The organism is Streptomyces sp. NRRL S-350, from assembly GCF_000719705.1.
GTDB lineage: Bacteria > Actinomycetota > Actinomycetes > Streptomycetales > Streptomycetaceae > Kitasatospora.
The window spans coordinates 106,336-123,255 of sequence record NZ_JOHO01000010.1 but is presented as its reverse complement, the minus strand read 5'-3'; the positions used below and the strand labels follow the sequence as shown (position 1 = coordinate 123,255).

The 16,920-nt window shown below is 72.3% G+C and carries 11 protein-coding genes; 9 read left to right on the top strand and 2 right to left on the bottom strand.

What is annotated here, in order from left to right:
• Positions 1–262: 262 nt before the first annotated feature.
• The 6 genes from IF30_RS0112280 to IF30_RS0112255 all read left to right on the top strand — a co-directional run bounded on the left by IF30_RS0112280 (position 263) and on the right by IF30_RS0112255 (position 8,747).
• Positions 263–1,405 carry a radical SAM protein gene (locus tag IF30_RS0112280; protein WP_051710004.1) on the top strand — a complete coding sequence of 381 codons (1,143 nt, stop codon included), beginning with the start codon at positions 263–265 and terminating at the stop codon, positions 1,403–1,405.
• A gap of 120 nt (positions 1,406–1,525) precedes the next feature.
• Entirely contained in the window at positions 1,526–3,082 is a 1,557-nt protein-coding gene (locus tag IF30_RS0112275; protein WP_078891339.1) for a flavin-containing monooxygenase, read from the top strand.
• Positions 3,079–4,356, top strand: a complete 1,278-nt coding sequence (locus IF30_RS0112270; RefSeq protein WP_051709994.1) for a sugar efflux transporter — start codon at positions 3,079–3,081, stop codon at positions 4,354–4,356. The genes IF30_RS0112275 and IF30_RS0112270 overlap by 4 nt, the downstream gene beginning before the upstream one ends.
• Positions 4,353–5,366 carry a glycosyltransferase gene (locus tag IF30_RS0112265; RefSeq protein WP_063752603.1) on the top strand — a complete coding sequence of 338 codons (1,014 nt, stop codon included), beginning with the start codon at positions 4,353–4,355 and terminating at the stop codon, positions 5,364–5,366. Before IF30_RS0112270 ends, IF30_RS0112265 begins: the two co-directional genes overlap by 4 nt.
• Positions 5,363–6,154, top strand: a complete 792-nt coding sequence (locus IF30_RS43440; protein WP_030236190.1) for a PIG-L deacetylase family protein — start codon at positions 5,363–5,365, stop codon at positions 6,152–6,154. Before IF30_RS0112265 ends, IF30_RS43440 begins: the two co-directional genes overlap by 4 nt.
• A 4-nt stretch (positions 6,155–6,158) precedes the next feature.
• Positions 6,159–8,747, top strand: a complete 2,589-nt coding sequence (locus tag IF30_RS0112255) for a glycoside hydrolase family 3 protein (RefSeq protein ID WP_051709993.1) — start codon at positions 6,159–6,161, stop codon at positions 8,745–8,747.
• A gap of 138 nt (positions 8,748–8,885) precedes the next feature.
• Here the strand turns inward: IF30_RS0112255 and IF30_RS0112250 are convergent, their stop codons facing one another.
• Positions 8,886–11,867 (bottom strand): glycoside hydrolase family 48 protein, encoded by a 2,982-nt coding sequence (locus IF30_RS0112250; RefSeq protein ID WP_030236185.1) that lies wholly within the window; start codon positions 11,865–11,867, stop codon positions 8,886–8,888.
• Between the two features lie 479 nt (positions 11,868–12,346).
• On the bottom strand, positions 12,347–13,381 hold the full coding sequence (locus IF30_RS0112245) for a LacI family DNA-binding transcriptional regulator (RefSeq protein WP_030236182.1): 1,035 nt from the start codon (positions 13,379–13,381) through the stop codon (positions 12,347–12,349).
• Positions 13,382–13,615: 234 nt separating this feature from the next.
• Here IF30_RS0112245 and IF30_RS0112240 point away from each other — a divergent pair, with 234 nt between their 5' ends.
• The 3 genes from IF30_RS0112240 to IF30_RS0112230 all read left to right on the top strand — a co-directional run bounded on the left by IF30_RS0112240 (position 13,616) and on the right by IF30_RS0112230 (position 16,907).
• A complete protein-coding gene (locus IF30_RS0112240) occupies positions 13,616–14,965 on the top strand; it encodes an ABC transporter substrate-binding protein (protein ID WP_030236179.1) in 1,350 nt (449 codons plus the stop codon).
• 95 nt (positions 14,966–15,060) lie between these two features.
• The gene (locus IF30_RS0112235) at positions 15,061–16,044 is read left to right on the top strand and encodes a carbohydrate ABC transporter permease (protein WP_051709990.1); all 984 of its coding nucleotides are present in this window, start codon (positions 15,061–15,063) and stop codon (positions 16,042–16,044) included.
• Between the two features lie 5 nt (positions 16,045–16,049).
• Positions 16,050–16,907: a carbohydrate ABC transporter permease gene (locus IF30_RS0112230; RefSeq protein WP_030236173.1), complete on the top strand. Its 858-nt coding sequence runs from the start codon at positions 16,050–16,052 to the stop codon at positions 16,905–16,907.
• The last annotated feature ends 13 nt before the right edge of the window (positions 16,908–16,920 follow it).

Below are 16,920 nucleotides of genomic sequence, written 5' to 3'. Positions count from 1 at the left end.
CAAAGCCGGACGGCGCCCGGGGCCCGGGTGCCGTCCGGCCTCTCCATGCCCTCTCGGACGACCGGCAACCAGCCTGTTCGCTGGTCGATTTGACAGGTCCTCAACCGTGGTTCACCGCCCGGCAGCCCGCCGCCGATGTCCGTTGACTCGGCGCACCGAGCCGGGCTAGTTTCACGGAAACGCTTCCACTTCGACACGGGGCTCTTGCAACCTTTGCGTGGGAGCGCTCCCAAATCTGCGCCGGACAGGAGATGAAGTCCGCATGGACGAGCCACGTACTCAGCTGGGTGACGCCGTCGGCACCCAGTTCGTCGAGCGCAATCTCGACCTCGTCGGCAAGCTCTACCAGCGTTCCGTCCACCCCGCCGTCCTCGACGTCGCACAGGGGCGGCGCCTCGCCTCCCCCCTCGTCGTCGACCTCGACCCGACCACCGTCTGCGACCTGGCCTGCCCGGAGTGCATCTCCTCCCAGGTCCTGCACCACGGGCAGATCGGCCAGGACCGCATCCTGCGCCTCGCCCACGAACTCGCCGACTCCAAGGTCCTCGCCGTGATCCTGATCGGCGGGGGCGAGCCGCTGATGCACCGCTCCGCCGGCCGGATCATCGAGGTGCTGCACGAGGCCGGGATCAAGCTCGGCCTCGTCACCAACGGCACCCAGATCCACCGCTACCTCGACCAGCTCGCCGACATGCTCTCCTGGGTGCGGGTCTCGATCGACGCCGGCACCGCCGACACCTACGCCAAGTTCCGCCCCAGCCGGGGCAAGCGCAGCGCGTTCCCCCAGGTCATCGACAACATGCGGACGCTGGCCGCCCGCAAGTCCGGCCGGCTCGGCTACTCGTTCCTGCTGATGCAGCGCTTCGACGAGGCGGGCCGGGTCACCGACTCCAACTACGCCGAGGTGTACCGGGCCGGCGTGCTCGCCAAGGAGATCGGCTGCGACTACTTCGAGGTCAAGGCGATGCTCGACGAGGACCACTACACGGTCAACCAGCGCGCCGAGGACATCGCGGCCGTCGAGGAGCAGATAGCCCGGCTGCGCGAGCTGGAGGACGACGGCTTCCACGTCCTGCACTCCTCCAACTGGCAGTCCGTGCGGAGCAGCACCGACTCCGTCGAGGAGAAGGACTACCACCGGTGCGCCGTCGCCGAGTTGCGCACCACCGTCACGCCGACCGGCGTCTACGTCTGCCCGTACCACCGGGGCAACCCCAAGGGCCGGATCGGCGACATCCAGCAGTCGACCTTCGCCGAGATGTGGTCGGCCGCCGACACCGGCGTCATCGACCCCAGCCGGGACTGCCGGTTCGTCTGCGCGCGACACCCCTCCAACCAGGAGATCGCCATCCTGCCGAGCAGGCCGGAGGCGGAGCTGTGCGACGACTTCGACCCGTTCATCTGACGGCCGGTCGGATCCCGTGCCGAGCCCGACCGTGCGCCCGCCCGTGAACGCTCCCACGAACGCTCCCGTGAACGAGCCCGTGAACGCGCCCGTGAACCCGACCATGAGCCTGGAGACTCCATGCGAACAGTCGTGATCGGAGCCGGCCCCGCAGGGCTCACCTGCGTGCGGCAGGCCCGCTCCGCCGGCCTCGACGTCGTCTGCTACGAGAAGCGCGACGACCTCGGCGGCATCTGGAACCCCTCGGGCGGCGGCGCCTACGCGGGTGTGCGCATGCAGAGCTCCCGCATGAGCATGCCGTTCAGCGACCACCCGCCCGGGTTCACCACCGACTTCCCCACCCAGCACGAGGTCCAGGACTACCTGCGCTCCTACGCCGCCCGGTACGGCCTCCTCGATGCCGTCGAGCTCGGCACCGAGGTCGTCCGGGTCGCCAGGACGGACGGCTGCTGGCAGGTCACCACCCGCACGGCCGACGGCCGGGAGCACACCGGGACGGCCGACGCCGTCCTGGTCGCCAACGGCGAGCTCTGGCAGCCCCGGCTGCCCGCCCGCCTGCCGGCCCCGACAGCGCCCGTGCGGATCCTGACCGCCCCCGAGTACCGCGGCCCCGCGGAGTTCACCGGCCGGCGGGTGCTGGTCGTCGGCGGCGGTGTCAGCGGCGCCGACATCGCCGCCGACCTCGGCGGCGCCGCCGCGCACGTGGACTGGTCGGTGCGCCGCCACCAGCTCTTCCTGCCGCGCCTCGTCGGAGACCTCTACAACGACGCGCTCTTCTCGTACGCGGGACGCGTCGCCGTCGAGGAGGTGCCGTACGCGGTCTACCTCGACTGGCTCACGGAGCACCTCCCCGAGTACATGGCGATGTACCGGGCCACCGGCCTGCTGCCCGAGGAGGGCTTCCACGGCGCGGTCCACGTCAACGACCGGATCGTCCCCCGGGTCCACGCCGGGGACGTGCACCCGGCGCCGGCCTTCGAGCGGTTCGCCGAGGACGGCTCGGTGGAGTTCGCCGACGGCTCCCGCCGCGAGTACGACGCCGTGGTGCTGTGCCTCGGCTACGAGATGCCCGACTACGGCTTCATCGACGGACTGCGCCGCGAGGACCTGTACGAGCACCACTTCTGGCGCCACGACCCGACCCTCGCCGTGGTCAACACCCCGGTGGACACCGAGGCGTTCGGCACCGCCTGCCCGTACTTCGAAGCCGTGGCCGGCTGGGCGATCGCCGTCATCACCGGGAAGGCGGCCCTGCCCGACGCCGACGCCCGCGCCGACTGGTGCAGCCGCCACATGGGCGCCCTCCAGGACCGCCGCTACCTCGACTGCTGGCTGGAGACCATCCGGCTGGGCCTGCTCAGCGGCAGCCTGCCGGACCCGGCCGTCGACTTCGCCGCGTACTGGACGGTCGTCTCCAGCCAGGTCGCCCCCGGAAACCTGGAGCCCGGCCGGGCCACGCCGATCCCGGCCGCGCTCGACGACCGGCTGGACCTGGCCGGCGTACGGCACCGCATCCTGGCCGCCCTCCCGGCGCACACCCGCGAACGCCTGCTCGCCGGGGCGGTGATCGGCCCGGACGACCTGGCCGCGGCCGCCCGCGTCCCGGCCGGGCGCGAGCTGGCCCCCTGGCTGCCGTACCGGCAGCGCACCGGCGGGCCCGAGGAGGCGACGGCATGACCGCGGAACCCGTCGAGAGCGCCGTGCCCGTCGCCCCGGTGCCCGCCGTCAGCCGGTGGCGCCTGCTCGCCGACCGGTCGGTCCAGAGCCTGATCGCCGCGAACGGCGTGGTCGGGCTGGCCGGCGCGTTCGTGATCCCGACCGTCAGCCTCTTCCTGGCGGACGCCGTCCACGCCACCCCGCTGATGATCGGCCTGTTCTTCGCCGTCAGGTCGGTCGGGGAGATCGGCACCGACCTGGCCATGGGCGTCGTCTCCGACCGGCTGCGCGACCGCCGTACGGTGCTGGTGCTGACCGCGCTCTGCAACGCCGTCGGGGCGCTCTGCTACTCCGTGTTCCGCGACTACTACCTGCTGCTGCCGGCCGGCATGGTGTGCTTCGGCCTCGGGGGCGCCTGCTTCGGCCAACTCTTCGCCTACACCCGGGAGCTGGCCGAGGCGAGGCAGGTCGACGCACCGTTCTTCAACGGCTTCCAGCGCTCGATCACGTCGCTCGCCTGGGTGATCGGGCCGCCGGTCGCCTTCTGGCTGGTCGCCCGCTGGTCCTTCACGGTGCTCTACGCGAGCGCGGCCGGCCTGTCGCTGCTCGCCGCGGCGATCTGCCGCTGGGGCCTGCCCCGGCTCCCCCGGCCGGCCCCGGACGACCCGTCCGCCGACACCGCTCCCGGGCTGCGCGGACTCTTCGCCGGGCTCGGCGCGCACACCGCGCGGCTGCTCGCGGCGATCGTGCTGCTGCTGGGCGCCAACATGATGTACCAGATCGACCTCTCCCTGCGCGTCACCTCGGAGCTCCACCTGAGCACCGCCTTCGCCGGCCTCCTGCTCGGGCTGAGCGCGGTGCTGGAGATCCCGCTGATGATCGGGGTCGGCGTCTGGGCCGACCGGATCGGCAAGACCAGGCTGCTGCTGCTGGCCACCGTCTGCGCCACGCTCTTCTTCGCGGCCCTGCCGCTGGTCCACAGCCGCACGCTGCTGCTGCTCCTCCAACTGCCCAACGCGTTCTGGACGGCGGTCGTGATGAACATCCCGGTCGTGATGCTCCAGGACTCCCTGCCCGGGCGCCCCGGCACCGCCTCCTCGCTCTACGCGAGTGCCTTCAAGACCGGCATGTTCCTCGGCGGCCTGGTGGTCGGCACGGTCGCGACCTGGACGGGCTACGGGCAGGTCTTCTGGGTGTGCGCCGGCCTCACCGCCCTCGCCGGCCTGCTGGTCTTCGCACCCGGCAGCCCGCGCACCTCCGCACCGACCGAGATCCCCGAAGGGAACGCCGCATGACCGCGCTGCCCGCCTGCACGGTGATCGTGCCCACCTACAACCGCTCGGAGCTGCTCCGGCACACCCTGGACTCACTGGCCCGCCAACGCCTCGCCCCGGGCGAGGCCTTCGAGGTGATCGTCGTCGACGACGGCTCCGCCGACGACACGGCCGAGGTCGTGGCCGGCTACCACGACCGGCTCGACGCCCACTACTTCTTCCAGGAGGACGAAGGCTACCGGGTCGCCAAGGCCCGCAACGTCGGCATCGACAACGCCCGCAGCGGGATCTGCGTCTTCGTGGACTCCGGCGTCGTCCTGCACTCCGGGGCGCTGGCCGCACACCTCGCCGCGCACCGCCGGGCCGACGGCCCGGTCGCCGTCCAGGGCTACGTCCACTGCTTCAACGAGGGCAACGAGGACGGCGAACGGATCCTCCAGGAGATCGACTTCGCCGACCCGGACGCCTCCATACGCCGGTTCGGCGAACAGCGCCGCTGGTTGGACCTCCGGGAGACCTACTACGAGCGGTACGGCGAGGAGCTCGGCGTACTCACCGCGCCCTGGCTCATGTGGTGGACGTGCCACGTGTCCGCGAACACGGCCCAACTGCGCGAGGTCGGCGGGTTCGACGAGGCGTACCGCTCCTGGGGAGCCGAGGACGTCGACCTCGGCTACCGGCTGCACCAGGCGGGCGCCCGGTTCGAGCTGAGCCGCGACGCCGCCTCGCTGCACGTGCCCCACCCCAAGAGCTACCAGGACAACATGGCGGCGGCGGCCGCCAACTACCGCTACTTCGCAGACAAGTTCGACACTCCGGTGGCCAGGCTCGTCCCCGACCACCACTTCGAGGAGATCGAGGACATCCTGCGTTCCCGCGGGCTCGCCGAGGGAGCTGTCACCGACCTCTTCGGCACGGTCACCCGCGCGATCGACCGGGCCGCCGAACCGGGCCCGCCCGCCGAGCAGCCCGCCGGGCGCGTCGCCGGGCGGGCCGTCGCGCAGGCCGTCACCGAGGGGAGCAGCCGATGACTCCGCCGCTCCTCGGCACGTGGACCGAATGGCACCTGCGCACCCGGCGTTCCCGCGGCAGCGTGCTGGTCTTCGCACCGCATCCCGACGACGAGGTGATCGCCTGCGGCGGCACCATCGCCCGGCTGGTCTCCGAGGGCACCGGCGTGCGGGTGGTCTTCGCCACCGACGGCGCCATGTCGCACTCCGCGGTGCTCGGCATCCACAGCGACCCCACCCCGGCCGAGCTGCGGGTCATCCGCCGCCAGGAGGCCCGGGCGGCCGCGCGGGCGCTCGGACTGCCGGAGGACGCCGTGCACTTCCTGGACTTCCCGGACACCCGGCTCGCCGACCACCTCAAGCCGTTCCACGACAGGGTCCTGGAACTGCTCCGCGTCCACCCGGGCGTCGCCGAGATCTACCTCCCGCACGAGGTGCGGGAACTCAACGCCGACCACCGGCTGACCGGCGAGACCGTGCTCGGCTGCCTCGCGGAGCTGGACCTCACACCGACCGTCTACCGCTACGTGGTCTGGGACGAGCGGACGGAGCAGGAGTTCGCCTTCGTCAACCGGAACCCGCCCGCCGACGGCGCCGGCGCGGCCGAGCGACTCGTCACCGTCGACATCACCGAGCAGCTGCCGCTCAAGCGGGCCGCCTTCCGCGAACACCGCACCCAGGTCGAGCTCTTCGCCCCCGGCCAGACCCGCCCGGTCGTGCCGGAGCCGTTCCAGGAACGCGTACTCGCCTCCGCCGTCGAGGAGTTCTGGATCAGCGAGCCGGCGCCCGCCCGGCCGGAAACGGAGTGACACAGTGTCAGAGCCCCTGCCGTCCACCGGACGCACCCCGCTGCCCGCGCTCGCGCCGCTGACGGCCTGGCCCCGGGTGGCCTCCGCGATCGCACCCGACCCCCTGGTCGAGCAGCAGGTCGCCTCGATCCTGGCCCAGCTGACGCTCGAGGAGAAGGTCGGGCAGCTCGTCCAGCCCGAGCTCGCCCAGCTCACCGCCGAGGACATCCGCGAGTACAAGATCGGGTCGGCCCTCAACGGAGCCGGGATCTGGCCGCACGGCCGCCGCCACGCCACCGTCCGGGACTGGGTGGAGCTGGTGGACCACTTCTGGACCGCCGCGGAGCAGACCTGGCAGGACCGGCCCTTCCGGATCCCGTTCATGTGGGCCACCGACGCCGTCCACGGCCACAACAACGTCCACGGCGCCACGGTCTTCCCGCACAACATCGGCCTCGGCGCGGCCGGCGACCCCGACCTGATCCGCCGGATCGGCACCGCCACGGCCCGCGAGGTCGCCGCCACCGGGATGGACTGGATCTTCGCCCCCACCGTCACCAACCCGCGCGACCGCCGCTGGGGCCGCTACTACGAGGGCTACGGGGAGGACCCGGCGCTGGGCCACGCCTACGGCCAGGCCATGATCGAGGGCCTGCAGGGCGATCTCGCCGCCCTCCGCACCGACCAGCGGGTCCTGGCGACGCTCAAGCACTGGATCGCCGACGGCGGCACGGCGGACGGACGCGACCGGGGCACCGCGCGGTGCTCGGAACAGGTCCTGCGCGACATCCACGCCCAGGGCTTCCTGGCCGGCATCCGGGCCGGGGCGCAGAGCGTGATGGTCTCCTTCAGCAGCTGGGAGCACCCGGCCAACTACGACCACACGCCGGACCGCGGCGAGCCCTACAACCACAAGGTGCACGGCAGCCGGTACCTGATCACCGACGTGCTCAAGAACGCCGTGGGCTTCGACGGCATCGTGATCAGCGACTGGGACGCGCACGCCGAGGTCTCGCGCTGCTCCGCCGGGGACGCCGGGTACGCGATCAACGCGGGCCTCGACGTGCTCATGGTGGCGGGCCGGGAGGCCTGGCAGAGCGTCCACCGCACGGCCGTGGCGCAGGTCCGGGCCGGCGTCATCCCGCAGGAGCGGATCGACGACGCCGTCTCCCGCGTCCTGCGGGTCAAGCTGCGCGCCGGCCTGTGGGAGAAGCCCCGGCCGTCCCAGCGGTCGCTGACCGTCCCGGGTGCCCCGGCGGTGATCGGCTCGCCGGAGCACCGGGCACTGGCCCGCGAGGCGACCCGCAAGTCCCTGGTGCTGCTCAAGCACACCCCGGGGCTGCTGCCCCTGCCCCGGGCCGGACGGGTGCTCGTCACCGGCAGCGCGGCCGACGACCTGGGCAAGCAGTGCGGCGGCTGGACCCTCACCTGGCAGGGCGACGACCTGGACCGCGCCGACCTGCCCGGCGGCGCCACCATGGCCGACGCGGTCCGCGCGGTCGTCGGCGCGGCCGACTGCACGGTGGACCCGGCACCCGCCCCCACCGCCCCCGGGGAGTACGACGTCGCGGTCGTCTGCATCGGCGAGGACGCCTACGCGGAGATGCGCGGCACCGTCAGGCCCTGGCGCTCGATGGGCTACGCCGACCTCAAGCGGAGCTACGCGCGGGACCTGGAGCTGCTGCGGCGGCTGCGCGCGGCGGGCGTGCCCACGGTCACCGTCCTCTTCACCGGCCGTCCGCTGTACTGCACGGAGGAGATCAACCTCTCGGACGCCTTCGTGGTCGCCTGGTTGCCGGGCCCGTACGCCGGCGGGGTGACGGACGTGCTGTTCGCGGCCGAGGACGGTGCGCCCGCCCACGACTTCCAGGGGCGGCTGCCCTCCTCCTGGCCGAGGACGCGCGACGCCAGCGCCGTCAACGCCGTCCCCGCGCACCTGCCGGACTACCGCGTACCGGCGGAGGAGACGGCGCCGGAGGGCAGCCACACCCCGCTGTTCCCGGTGGGCTACGGCCTGTCGCTGCACGACCCGGCCCCGGTCGGCGAGCCGCTGCCGCTGCACACTCCGGCGCCGGCGCCCCCGGCGCCGCGGGTCGGCGGGCCGCTGCGCGTGCTCGACGCGGAGGGCACGGCCTACCGCCTCCGGGTCGGCGGCCACAACACGTGGTCCCGGGAGGACGTCAGCCTCGACAAGCCGATGGACTGCCTGATCGTCCACGCCACGCCGTTCCCCACCCCGGACGGGACCGCCCTGCGGCTGCGCTTCAAGGGCAACCCGGCCTTCGTGTACGCCGAATCCCCGACCGGACGCCCCGCCGACCTGCGCGGGTACCTGGAGGGCGGGGCGCACGTACGGTTCGCCGTGCGGGTCCTGCAGCCGCCCTCCGCCCCGCTCTACCTGGCCTGCCACGACGACTTCCCGGCCCAGCCGGGCGTCGACCTGACGGAGCGGCTGCGCGCGGCCGGGCCGACGGACTGGACCACCGTCTCCGTCCCGCTGACCGAGCTGGCCGCGGTCGGTACGGACCTGCGGCACGTCGACGTGCCGTTCATGCTCTACACGGACGGCACGGCGGAGCTGGAGGTCGCCGACGTCTCCTGGCGCCTTCCGTAGCGCGCCGTCCGCAGCGCGCATGCCGCAGGGCGCCGTCCGCGGCGCGCATGCCGTAGCGCGTCCTCCGTGAGGCGCAGTTCCGCGACGCCGGCCGGGCGGGGGATCCGTTCCCCCGCCCGGTCGGCGTCGGTGGGCCGCTCAGCTGCCCGGGTTCACCGTCGGGAACAGCTGGGCGAAGGTGTCGAAGGCGGTGGCGATGTCCGCCTCCGCCCAGAAGCGGTGGTAGTTGAAGGTCGGCGCGGCGCCGCCGTCGAGGTAGGTCTGCACCTTGGACCACTGCGGGTCGCTGGTGTACCAGGGCCGGATGGACAGGAAGGTGCTCGCCGAGCTGATCCGGCTGCCGTCGGGGTAGCTGCCGGTCCAGCCGGGCGGGACGTACAGGCCCTGGTGGGTGGTCGGCGAGTACGGCTGGGTGAAGCGGCTGTAGTCGGTGCGGGTCTCGGCGGCCGAGTAGCCCCGGCTGTCGGTGTACTTGGCGTGCAGGGTGTCCAGGATGTTCTGGGCGAACTTCTGGGCGGTGCTGCTGCCGGACTTGGCCGCGTAGTAGGCGAGGGTCTTGGCGAGCGAGCCGGCCACGCCGACGTCGGTGGCGGCGCCGCTCGCGGTGACGTGCAGGCCGGCGTTGCCTCCGGGGCTGGTGGCGTTCCAGGTGTCGGGGGCGCCGGTCCAGGAGAGCTTGTCGGGGGTGGTCAGGGTGCCGGTGGCCGGGTCGGCCCGGGAGACGGACATCGCCCACGGGATCCACTTGTCGAGGATGGCCTTCGCCCGGGTGTCACCGGTGGTGTAGTAGTACTCGGCGAACCGCTCCATCGACCAGGTCTGGAACCCGAACCACTGGTTGGAGGCGGGGTCGTGGTACTCGGGCTGCCAGTCGTAGTACAGGCCGTAGAAGGTCGGGTCGCCCGCCGGCGGTGGCGCGTCGTCGCCGTAGTTCCCGCCCCAGCTGTTGGTGGCGCCGCCGGAGATGCCGCCCTCGGTGGACTGCAGCCACTGGAAGAACTGGAGCTGCTTGTCCAGGCTGCCCGCCCAGTCGGTGGCACCGCTCGGCGAGAGCGGTTTGAGTCCGGGGTCGTTGGCGAGCGCCCAGGCGGCCATCGGGTTCTGGTAGCCCTGGTGGGCGGCGGAGCCGGAGATCCGCCAGGACCAGCCGCCGTCGGCCGCCCCGCCCCAGGCGAAGTACCAGGTCATCAGGCCGAGTTGCTCGTTCGCCTTGGAGGTGCCGCCGGGGCAGGTGGCGGCGCCGAGGCAGTTGCCCGCCTGCTTGAAGTACTTGTCGTAGAGCGAGTAGCGCAGGTAGTCGCCGAGCTTCGAGGCCTTGGCGAGGGTCGCGGTGATGGCCGCGCTCTTGCCCTGCGCCTTGGCGAACTGCTCGGCCCAGTAGGCGGCCTGGACCAGCCGGGCGTCGGCGTCGGGCGCGTCGGTGTACTTGTACTGCTTGCTGAAGGAGCCGCCGCCGTCGTTGAACAGGCTGAGGAAGCCGGAGCTGCTGTTGCCGTACTTGAGCAGGTCGCAGTCGGGCTGCGGCACGGTCTCCCAGACGGACTCCTCCGGGCCGCGCTGGAAGGTGTTGATCAGGCTGGGCTTGCTGGTGCCGTCCTCGCACTGACCGAAGCCGTACTTGTTGTCGGCGTCCAGCAGCCAGGCCGGGGAGTAGATGTCCGGGCTGCCGTAGGCGCTGTTCAGCTCGGCGGAGAGCGGGTCGGTGCCGACCGGCACGCTGCCGTTCAACTTGGTGGGGTACTGGTCGGGTTGGGCCTTCTCGGGGGCGTACTGGCCGGGCTTGGCCGGGTTGTAGGTGCTCTGGCCGGGCTGCTGGGCGTGGCTGGGGATCAGGTACGTCTCCAGGTTGGTCCAGGCGTTGTTGAAGCCCGTCCAGTCGCCGGTGACCCGCCCGTAGTCGGCCTCCAGCCACAGCCAGTAGCTGTAGGTCTCGGAGGTCGTCTCGTGGCCGTAGTCGGGGGCCTCCACGATCAGGGTCTCGACCGAGTGGTACGGGATGCCCTGCGGGCTGAAGTACCCGTTCGCCGGGTTCTTGATCTTGCTGTAGAGGTCCAGGAAGTACTGGTCGTAGCCCGACGACTTCGCCGCCTCGGTCACCGTGACGGCGCCGGCGCCGAAGCCGGTCGCGGAGGCGGTGAAGGTGGCGGTGCCGCCGACCTGGGCGGCGTCGGTGCCGGCCGCGACGGTGACGGTCTGCGGGACGTTCCAGTCGGCGGCGGTGAAGGTGAGGGTGGCGCCGCTCTTGACGCTCAGGTCCGTGTCGCTGCCCGAACGGGCCACCGTGACGGTGGTGTCGGCGGTCGGCGCCTGGGACAGCGCGACGGTGAAGGTGCCGGTGCCGCCCTGCTGGACGGCGAGGGTGGCCGGGCTGACCAGGACGCTCGCCCCGGCCACCTTGATCGCGACCGGGCTGGAGGTCGTGGTGGCGCCGGCGTCGTCGGTGGCCACGGCGGTGACCGAGTAGTCGCCCGCCGGCACCTTCGCCCAGTCGGCGGTGTACGGCGCGGTGGTGGCGGTGCCGATCAGGGTGTTGGTGCCGGCCGAGGTCGAGGCGTAGAAGTCGACCTTCGACACGGTGCCGTCGGCGTCGGCCGCGTCGGCGGACAGCTTCACGGTGGAGCCCGGGGTGAAGGTCTGCCCGGCGGCCGGGGAGGTGAGCGAGACGGTCGGGGCCTGGTTGGCCCCCCGGCACGGGGTGCCGTTGACGGTGAAGCCGGTGGGGGCGGTGTTGGTGCCGCTGTAGGCGAAGTTGGCGCTGGTGGTGTAGCCGGCGCCGGGGTTGATGGTGGGGGCGTAGCCGGGGTTGGTGACGGTGACGGTCCGCCCGGTCTGGGTCCAGGTGCCGTTCCAGCCGTTCTGGAGGGTCTGGTTGCCGCTGTAGGTGTAGCCGAGGGTCCAGCCGTTGATGGCGGTGGTGCCGGTGTCGGTGATGGTGATGCCGGCGGTGAAGCCGCTGCCCCAGTCGTTGACGGCGTAGGTCACGCCGCAGGACAGCCCGGTGGCCGCCGCCGCGGAGGGCGCCGTGAGGGCGCCGGCCGTCGCGCCGATCAGGGCGAGCGCGGTGGCCGTCGCGGTGATGGTGAGCCGATTGCCCCTGGCCCGCGGGGATTCGTGTCGCATGCGCGTCCTCCAGATGGGTGGGGACCGCCGCGCGGGTGGGCGTGCGCGGCGGACGGAGGTGTTGCGTGCGATCGTGAGGCGGCGTGCCCGGCTTGGGAAGCGTCCGCAGGGCTCGCCGGTGCCGACCGACCGGCCCGCCGGGGCCGGACCACGGCGGCGACCAGCGCGGAGCCCGGTCCCGGGCCGGTGGGCCGTTCGGCGCGCCGGCGTGTAAGTTACAGCGCCGACTGGGAGCGCTCCCGCGGAAGTTGACGGGGCCTCACGGTGCCCGGCTTGACAGGAAGCGGCGCTTCCCTGCCATTACTGGAAGCGCTTCCAGTCGGCTCTCGACGGAACGACCGGCCCGCGCCGGGGAGTTCGGCGGCGGCAACGACCACCGCCCACGGGCCACCCCGCCGCCGCCCGGCCGTCCCGGTGCCGGCCCGCCGACCGGCCCGCAGTCACGCCGTCCCGGTGCCGGCCCGCCGACCGGCCCGCAGTCACGCCGACTCCCTCACCACCAGCTCCGTCGGCAGGACCATCTGCCGGCGGACCCGCCCCGGCTGGGCGATCTCCTTGAGCAGCTGCTGGACCATCAACCGGCCCATCTCCTCGGTCGGTTGGCGGACACTCGTGAGCGGCGGCTCGGTGTGCCGGGCCACCACGGAGTCGTCGAACCCGACCAGGGCGACGTCCTGCGGCACCCGTCGGCCGGCTTCGCGCAGCGCCTGTAGCGCACCCGCCGCCATCAGGTCCGACGCGCAGAACACCGCGTCCAGGCCGGGCCGGCGGGCGAGCAGCTCCCGCATGCCCTCGCGTCCGCCGCGCTCGGTGAAGTCCCCGTGGGTGACGAGCCCCTCGTCGGCCGGCACCCCGGCCTCGGCGAGCGCCTGCCAGTAGCCGGCCAGTCGCTCCGCGGCGCCCTCCATGTCGAGCGGCCCGGTGACGGTCCCGATGGCCGTTCTGCCCCGGGCCAGCAGGTGCCGGACGGCCGCCCGGGCGCCCCCCGCGTTGTCGGCGTGCACGTAGCTCAGCGGTTCCTGCGCCGAGCGGCGGCCGCCGAGCACGGCCGGCAGCTCGAGCCGCTCCAGCAGTTCGGGGAGCGGGTCGTCCTGGTGCACCGAGACCAGCAGGACACCGTCCACCCGGCGGGCGGTGAGGTAGCGGGTCAGCCGCTCCCGCTCGTGTTCGTCGCGGACCAGCACCAGCAGCAGCTGCAGGTCGGATCCGGCGAGTTCGGCGGAGACGCCGGTGATGATGTCGGCGAAGTACGGCTCGGAGCTCAGTTTGGCGACGTTCTCGGGGATGACCAGCGCGACCGCGTCGGTCCGGGAGGTCACCAGGGAGCGCGCCGCCTGGTTGGGGACGTAGCCGAGTTCAGCGATGGCCTGCTCGACCGCCACCCGGGCCTTGGCGCTCACCTTGGGCGAGCCGTTGACGACCCGGGACACCGTGCCCCGGCCCACTCCGGCCCGCGCTGCCACCGCCTCCAGGGTGGGGCGGGCAGCGGGTTGCTGCTGCGCGGCTCGGCTCATGATCGTACTCCCGGCGGACGGTGGACGCGGACGGCGGCGGCCGCGGCGAGGGCGGTCGGACGACACGTTCCGGTAACGGAGCCGATGCACGCCCTTGACACGCCTCGCGCGGCGAAGCAATCTTCCCACATCGCGGTGGGAGCGCTCCCACGCAGTTTCCACCCAGTTCCGAGCACCACCTGCCGCCCCCTGCGCGGCACAGCCATGCACCAGCCTGGACAAGGAGATTCGGCCATGAGGACCCCCGGCACCACCTCCGGCGGCAGAGCAGCCGCCGCCCTGCCCGTACGCAAGCCGCTGCTCAGCGCCGCGGCCGTCGCCCTGTGTGCCCTCCTGGTGGCCGCCTGCGACAGCTCGGGCTCCGGCTCGGCCGGCGCCGCGGCCTCCGGCGACAAGGTCACCCTGACCGTCGGCGACTACGGCACCTTCGGCTACAAGGAGGCCGGCCTGTTCGACGCGTACATGAAGGAGCACCCCGGCGTCACCATCGTGGAGCACACCGTCCAGCAGGAGACCGACTACTACCCCGCCCTGCAGACCCACCTCGCCTCCGGCAGCGGCCTGGACGACATCCAGGCGGTCGAGGTCGGACGCATCGCCCAGGTGGTGAAGAAGCAGGCGAGCCGGTTCGTCGACCTCGGCAAGGCGGACGGCGTCGACAAGGGCGCGTTCCTGCCGTGGAAGTCGCAGCAGGCCACCACGTCGGACGGACACACCATCGGCCTCGGCACCGACATCGGCCCGATGGCGATCTGCTACCGCAAGGACCTGTTCCAGCAGGCCGGCCTGCCCACCGACCGCGACCAGGTGGCCAAGCTCTGGCAGGGCGACTGGGCCAAGTTCGTCGACACCGGCAAGCAGTACCAGGCCAAGGCACCCGCCGGCACCTTCTTCACCGACTCCGCCGGCGGCCTGTTCAACGCCGTGGTCGCCTCCAGCACCACGCAGTACGACAACAGCAGCGGCCAGCTGGACTACAAGAACAGCCCCACGGTCAAGACCGCCTGGAGCCTGGCGACCGGTGCGGTCCAGGCCGGGATCAGCGCCGGCCTCAAGCAGTTCGACACGCCGTGGTACCAGGCGTTCGCCAACTCCAAGTTCGCCACGGTCGCCTGCCCGTCCTGGATGACGGCCATCGTCGCCGACAAGTCCGGGAGCGCCAACAAGGGCAAGTGGGACATCGCCACCGCCCCGGCCGCCGGCAACTGGGGCGGCTCCTTCCTCACCGTGCCCAAGGCCGGCAAGCACCAGAAGGAGGCCACGGCGCTCGCCGCCTGGCTCACCGCGCCCGCCCAGCAGGCCAAGGTCTTCACCACGGTCGGCAACCTGCCCTCCAACGTCAAGGCGCTGAGCCAGCCGGAGGTGCAGACCGCCAAGCTCGACTTCTTCGGCGACACGCCCACCGGCCAGATCTACGCCGCCACCGCGCAGTCCATCCAGCCGACCGTGATCGGCGAGTGGGACGGCCTGGTCAAGGACAGCCTCACCAACGGCGCCCTGCTCAGCATCGAGCAGCACCAGAGCGACCCCGCCAAGGCGTGGAGCGATGCCGTCAAGGAGATCGACGACAAGGTGAGCGACTGACGGGCCCGGCCCCCGGCCGCCCGCCCGCCCCGGCCCCGCGCCCGGCAACCCCCGGTCCCGCCGGGACAGCCCCGTTCACCAGAGAGGTCGCCCCCATGCTCGACGAGGCCGTCCCGGCCACCACCCTCGGCACACCACGCCCCGCTCCCCCGCCGCCCCGCCCCTGGCGCGCCCGGCTCTACCGGTGGGACCTCAAAGCCTCGCCGTACCTGTACGTCGCGCCGTTCTTCGTCTGCTTCCTGGCGTTCGGCCTGTTCCCGCTGGTCTACACGGGCTGGGTGTCACTGCACAGCGTCGACCTCCAGGCGTCCGACCAGATGCAGTGGCGCGGCTTCGACAACTACACCCGGCTGCTCCACGACGACCTGTTCTGGAACGCCCTGCGCAACACCCTCACCATCGGCCTGCTGTCCACCGTGCCGCAACTGCTGATGGCGCTCGGTCTGGCGCACCTGCTCAACTACCGGCTGCGCGGCCGGGGCTTCTTCCGGATCGCGATGCTCGCGCCCTACGCGACCTCGATCGCGGCGGCGACCCTGGTGTTCACGCTGCTGTTCGGGCGGGACTACGGGATGATCAACTGGCTGCTCGGCCAACTGGGCCTGGGCCCCGTCGACTGGGAGGGCGGCACCTGGAGCTCCCAGATCGCCATCTCCACGATCGTCACCTGGCGCTGGACCGGCTACAACGCCCTGATCTACCTCGCCGCGATGCAGACCGTCCCGCACGACCTGTACGAGGCGGCGGCGCTCGACGGCGCCAACCGCTGGCAGCAGTTCCGGCACGTCACGGTGCCGTCCATCCGGCCAACCATCCTGTTCACCGTCGTGGTCTCCAGCATCGGGGCCACCCAACTCTTCGGCGAACCGCTGCTGTTCGGCGGCGGAGCGACCGGCCACAGCGGCGGCTCGGCCCACCAGTACCAGACCCTCGGGCTGTACCTGTACGACCAGGGCTGGTACGCCTTCCACCTCGGCCGGGCCGCCGCCGTGGCCTGGACGATGCTGCTGATCCTGCTGGCCATCGGCGCGCTCAACCTCGCCCTGGCCCGCATCCGTCGCGCCCGGAACGGGAGTTGAGACCAATGGCCGTCAACCTGGGACGGCGCGCGGGAGCGCGCGGCCTCACCGGAGCCGGACCGTTCACCTACGCGGTGCTGATCCTCGTCGCCGTGCTCTCCCTCTTCCCCCTCTACTGGACGCTGGTCGGCGCCTCGACCTCCGGCACCCGGATCGCCGAGACCCCGCCGCCGCTGCTGCCCGGCGGGAACCTGTGGCACAACCTCGACATCGCCTGGAACCAGGTCCACATGGGCCAGGCCCTGCTCAACTCGGTGGTGGTGGCGAGCTGCGTGACCGCCAGCACGGTGCTGTTCGCCACGCTGGCCGGCTTCGCCTTCGCCAAACTGCCGTTCCGGGGCCGCAGCGCCCTGCTGAGCCTGGTGGTGGCGACCATGACCGTGCCCGCCCAGCTCAGCGTCATCCCGCTGTACCAGATCATGGCGAAACTGCACTGGACCGACCAGCTGCAGTCGGTGATCCTGCCCAATCTGGTGGCCGCGTTCGGCGTGTTCTTCATGCGGCAGTTCCTGTCGGAGGCGTTGCCGATCGAACTGGTCGAGGCGGCCCGGATGGACGGCGCGAGCAGCCTGCGGATCCTGTGGAGCGTGGTGCTGCCGATCGCCCGGCCCGGGATGGCCGTGCTCGGCATGCTGGTCTTCGTGCAGTCCTGGAACGACTTCTTCTGGCCGCTGATCGCGCTGAGCCAGAGCAATCCCACCGTCCAGGTCGCGCTGGCCGGCCTCGGCGGCGGCTCGTACGACTCCGACCAGGCCGTCATCCTCACCGGCTCGCTGCTCGGGACCGCACCGCTGCTGCTGGTGTTCGCCCTGCTGGGCCGGCAGGTCGTCGGCGGCATCACCGCCGGCGCCGTCAAGAACTGATGTCGAGTCGATT